Source organism: Streptomyces sp. NPDC002130, from assembly GCF_040296465.1.
Lineage (GTDB): Bacteria > Actinomycetota > Actinomycetes > Streptomycetales > Streptomycetaceae > Streptomyces.
This window is the reverse complement of sequence record NZ_JBEOXI010000405.1, coordinates 1-4,683: the sequence shown is the minus strand read 5'-3', so window position 1 is coordinate 4,683 and position 4,683 is coordinate 1. Positions and strand designations below refer to the sequence as shown.

The 4,683-nt window shown below is 61.8% G+C and carries 3 protein-coding genes; 2 read left to right on the top strand and 1 reads right to left on the bottom strand.

Annotated features, from left to right (window positions below; translation table 11 throughout):
• Positions 1 to 480: 480 nt before the first annotated feature.
• Positions 481 to 1,338 carry a hypothetical protein gene (locus ABT116_RS39660; RefSeq protein WP_003944282.1) on the top strand — a complete coding sequence of 286 codons (858 nt, stop codon included), beginning with the start codon at positions 481 to 483 and terminating at the stop codon, positions 1,336 to 1,338.
• A gap of 139 nt (positions 1,339 to 1,477) precedes the next feature.
• Positions 1,478 to 3,133 carry a hypothetical protein gene (locus ABT116_RS39655; protein WP_003944271.1) on the top strand — a complete coding sequence of 552 codons (1,656 nt, stop codon included), beginning with the start codon at positions 1,478 to 1,480 and terminating at the stop codon, positions 3,131 to 3,133.
• Between the two features lie 87 nt (positions 3,134 to 3,220).
• On the opposite strand, the gene ABT116_RS39650 is transcribed toward ABT116_RS39655, so the two are convergent.
• Entirely contained in the window at positions 3,221 to 4,015 is a 795-nt protein-coding gene (locus ABT116_RS39650) for a type IV toxin-antitoxin system AbiEi family antitoxin domain-containing protein (protein WP_003944244.1), read from the bottom strand.
• Positions 4,016 to 4,683: the final 668 nt, after the last annotated feature.

Below are 4,683 nucleotides of genomic sequence, written 5' to 3'. Positions count from 1 at the left end.
CCTCGAGGCCGACATGCGCACCGAGCCGCGCTACCGGGCGAGCCGTTACCGGGCCAGCGGGAAGCTGGAGGGGAGACCGCGCTGATCACCGGCGGCCCTGCCCTGCGATGCGGTGCGGTGCGGTTGCGTTGTTAAGCGGTGACCGCACCACCTCGACTTGGTCTTGGTATTCGACAAGTACTAACTGCGCTCGGAATTCCCGCGTTCTCGCTTACCGGAAGCCGTAAGACAACGTGTAAACAGCCTGTGCGCAATCGAGCCGCACCCAGGTGGGACGACGAAATTGGGATGTAGGGGCGGTCGCGACGGCCGTGCGGCTTTCTCGGTGTCGTCGTTATCGCGGAAAGTGTCTGTGACTGCCAACGGCGTCCGTGCACGCGGAGCCCTCTGTCGTCTGCTCCAGCATGCATGTCACATGCGGCCGATAGTGTCGAATCGTCGCGCCAACTCAGGCACGACGCGATCACGACGGAGCACAACGTGAGCATCTCCTTTCGCGCTATGCGCGCATTGCGCTGGTTGGCCGACAACGATCCAGCCGTTGCCCTTCCAGTACAGGTCTGCCCATATGACGATGCCCGCTTCGTGTACGACGAACTCGAAAATCTTGAATTGGTCGAAGACACCTACACCCTCGACGGCAGCTACGATTTTCATCTCACCACTGTCGGTAAGATGCGGGCCCGCAACACTGTTGAGTCGTACCGCGAGGAATTCGCACGCCGCCAGGTCCTGTCCTCGATCGCGCGCACCGGACACTTCACTGGCATCGTCGGCGGGCCGGACGGTGAAGACTTCACCGGCGCTCTCACTCATCAGGAAGTCGGATTGGCTCTCGATGACCTTGCGGACCGCAGGCTGATCACGGGACAGCGCAACGCCAATAACGAATTCACCTATGCCGAACTCACCCCGAAAGGCCACCGAGCCTTACGCAGTTCCTTCCCGATCGAGGATGCTGCGATGCCGGTGCCCGTCTCGAACCACGTCACGAACTACTCGGCCGAGAACTACGGAACCATCAGCAGCCAAGTCGTCGGCGGGCAAAACCACACCGTCACCGTCAACAACACCGAAGGCGTCACCATCGAGGAAGCCGTGGAGCTAGTGCGCACGCTTCGCAGCGACATCGCCTCCGCCCCAGCACATCCGAACATCGACCCCAGCGATGTCGAGGACGTTCTCGATGACCTCGATACCGTGATGTCGAAAGGCCTCAAACGCGGCTTGGAATGGTTCCGCACTGCGTGGGCCCCGGTCGCGGCCAACATCGCAACCGTCTACGGGCAAGAACTGGCCGACCGGACCTTCGCTATTGGTTCAGCACTCGTGACCTAACCGCTGCCACACACAGAACTAACCTCGAACATATGTTCTATGCTGAGAACGAAAAAGCGGGGAATAGTCCCGAAGGACTATTCCCCTGCTCAAGATTGCAGCGTTTCGCTTGTCTCGAAGTTTACGTGAAGATATTCCGGTGAGCAAACCTCTCGATCCAGTCACCGTGCATATCATCGCCGCATCGCAGGGTGCGGACGCTGATCCGTATTCCGCGCACATCTTCGTGCGGTTGTTGGACTTCTTTTCCGACACCTCGCCTTGGCAGCGCCGACTCTGGGATACCGGAACGGTTCTGGCATTGCGCGAACTCGACGAAGCGTCTCGTTGGCGCGAGCGGAACGTGCTTTCGACGAGCGCGGTTTCCTGGCTGGCAGACGATATCGAACGTCTCGCCGGCCGCGATCGGGGCGTCGGCGAGAAGGAACTGCGCACGCAGTTGCGAGCCACTCTCCGATCCGGAGTTCCGCACGGAAGCCGCCATCACCGAACACTGGCTCAGCTGACGGATCTGGTGCAGGACGGTTACATCGCGCGTTGGGCTGTGGCGGTGCAGGGATCCTCGCGGCCCTCGCCAGAGCGGTTAGCCCGGGCCGTTGCCTCGCATCTCCTCGACTGCGGATACAGCATGGGTTTTCTGCATCGTTGGGTCTCCGGGCATGTGTACGGCGGTCATTCCCTGGCCGAGTTGCTCGATTCTGCGGGAGCGTTGGCCCACGGCAGTGCCCACTCGTTCGAGGTAATGGTCCCATTCATCGCGCTGCCCAAGATGGAGTTGGCGCAGGATCTGCCGCAGTGGCGCACCGCTGGGCAGGTGAACGAGTGGATTCAGGACAAGACGAAGTCTCCAGGAGGCATCCTCACGTGCGGAGGCTTCCTCTACACAGTGGAGACCCGAGACACCTTCGGCGCAGCCGACGCTGTCGCCGAGACCGTCGATCGGCTGATTGCGCGTAGCGGCTACACCCGCAAACGGACCCGCGGCCACAAGATCCCGCTGCCGCTGGGCACAGTCTGGGTCAGCAGCGGCACGGACACTGAAAAGATCGAACTGCGCCGCGAACACGGGCGTGGGGCGTTCGTGCTGTCCCTACAGGCCGAGCGTCGGGTATACGACGTTGCTGAGCCGACAGCTCTCGACGACGCACTCGAACTTGCCGCATCGCTGAACTTCGGATCCCCCGGCCCTGCCATCTCCGGGGGATGGGCGGCCATCGAGGCCTTGCTGATCTCATCCGCCGACGGTGACGACACCCGAGACCGGGGCTCCGTCGCTGCCGATCGTATGGCCGCATTGGTGGCATGTTCATGGCCTCGTGGTGAATTGACCTCCTTGGCTCACCGCCATGACCCGGAAGAACCGGACCGGCTTGCGCTGGCACTTGCCTCTGCCGCCTCCAATCGGGAGAGGGCTCTATTGGTAGCGGAATCCCTCAAATCTGGTCGGTCGCTGGCATTGACACGGCCGACGGATATCGCCGCCCAGGAACGCATGAACCAGGTCGTGAAAGATCCTCGCCGCACCCTCAACGACGTCTCCAAACACATCACCACCGCGATGCGGCGCCTCTATCGACAGAGAAACCTGCTGATGCACGGCGGTTCGACTAACTCTGTTGCACTGCAAGCAACATTGCGGACGGCCGCCCCACTTGTCGGAGCGGGGCTCGACCGCATCACCCACGCCGCTCTGACCGACGGCATCGGCGCATTATCCTTGGCGTCGCGCGCAGGTCTGAATCTCAAACTCGTCGGTGGGACGGACGGGCGACACGTGGCAGACCTCCTCGAGTAACCTCCTCGCGCCACGTGCCGCAGCAATGTCGACGGTCTGACAGCGCCGCGCTATGAAGTGCTTTTGACGTCTAATAATGTTGTGACACTATAGAATTCCTTGTTTCCGTAGTGCACGAATCGCGGCAGGTAGAGCAGGATCACGCAGAATATTCAGGACACCGTGCCTGTGCGCGTCCTCGCCGGTGGTGGCGGCTTTCTCTTGCAGTGCCTCGGTCGGTATGGCCATCAGGTTCGAGGCGGCGACGTCGTCGATGAGGGCGGCGACGAACCCCGCTCCGTCGCCGAGGGGGGCGCCGTAGAGGTGCGCGAATGGGCGCAGTTCGGACTCCAGTTGTTCTCGCGAGACCTGGTCGGTGCGCAGTGCATCCCACACCACTCCCGCGAGGTGTCCACCGTCTGTGCGAGAGGAAGCGAGGTCAACGATCGTCCTTGCTGTCGTCGTGACCGGCAGGCCGTCGAGTAGGGACCAGTCCGTAGGGTCCAGCGCGGCGACGTGGAAACGGACTCCGTCGCTGCGTGTATTGCGCCGCCGCGGGACGGTGAATTCTGCAATGTCGGCATCGATGTCACCGAGTTCTCTCAAGTCGGCGGCCGTTCGATGAGAGGCGACCCCGCGGGGATCGGCACTGTTGATGCGCTCTGCTGCCGAGCGTGTCGGGTCGAGTGCAAGCCATTGGGCGCGTACGTGATCGGTGAGGTGAATCGGCGTCCCTGTCAGCCGGTACACGCCATGCCTGATGCGGGTGAGGATGAATCGGTCTGCCAGCCGCTTGAGGTGTTGCGCACTTACGCCGGACTCGGCGGCTTGGGCTGAGGTGAACATGCCCCACTGTTCTTGGGCGAGGTCTGCCAGTGCCAGGAGCCGATCATCACCTTTCATGCATCAATAATATCGCTCTAAGTGTAATTTTTGACGACCTATCATTGAGTTTTGGTGACAGTTGCTGCACGTGTGGCCGATAGTCGAACGCAAAAAACGCGGCAGGACGTATCGACGCCTCGCGTCCGTCACGTGCGACACCCAGGTTCCGAAAATAGTTTGCCCACGCGTGTCACACAGGACGCCTCCACCGGATCTTCCTACTCGTAGAAGCCCAATTCCGGCGACACGAGGAGATCGGTCATGTTCGACAGTCAGTCAGAACCCCAGCGGACCACCCCGAATACGGCGAACTCAGCAGGACTCTCTGACGCGGATCAAATGTCCCTGCTGATGGCAGCCCCACTGATCTTCGGTGTCGTCGTCGGAGCCCTTCCTTCCATGTCGGCCAGGGCCACAGCCTGGCTCCTCGAACACAACATGATCATCGCCGCATCGGAATCGCCCTTGCTGGCCCTTCCAGGCGCGGAAGGTGCTGGCCTCGATATTCGCCGGCTCATCGTCGTTGTCGCAGTCCTTGCGGTAGCGATCGCTCTGGCGATCAGCGGACTACGCCAGGCAGTGGATCGTCGACGTCGAAGGGGTCCACCTGCTCTGGCTGCTGGACCCGGAGCACGTCGACCTGGCCTCCGTGCACCGCAGTTACTTCGGGGGTCTGGCGTCCCGGC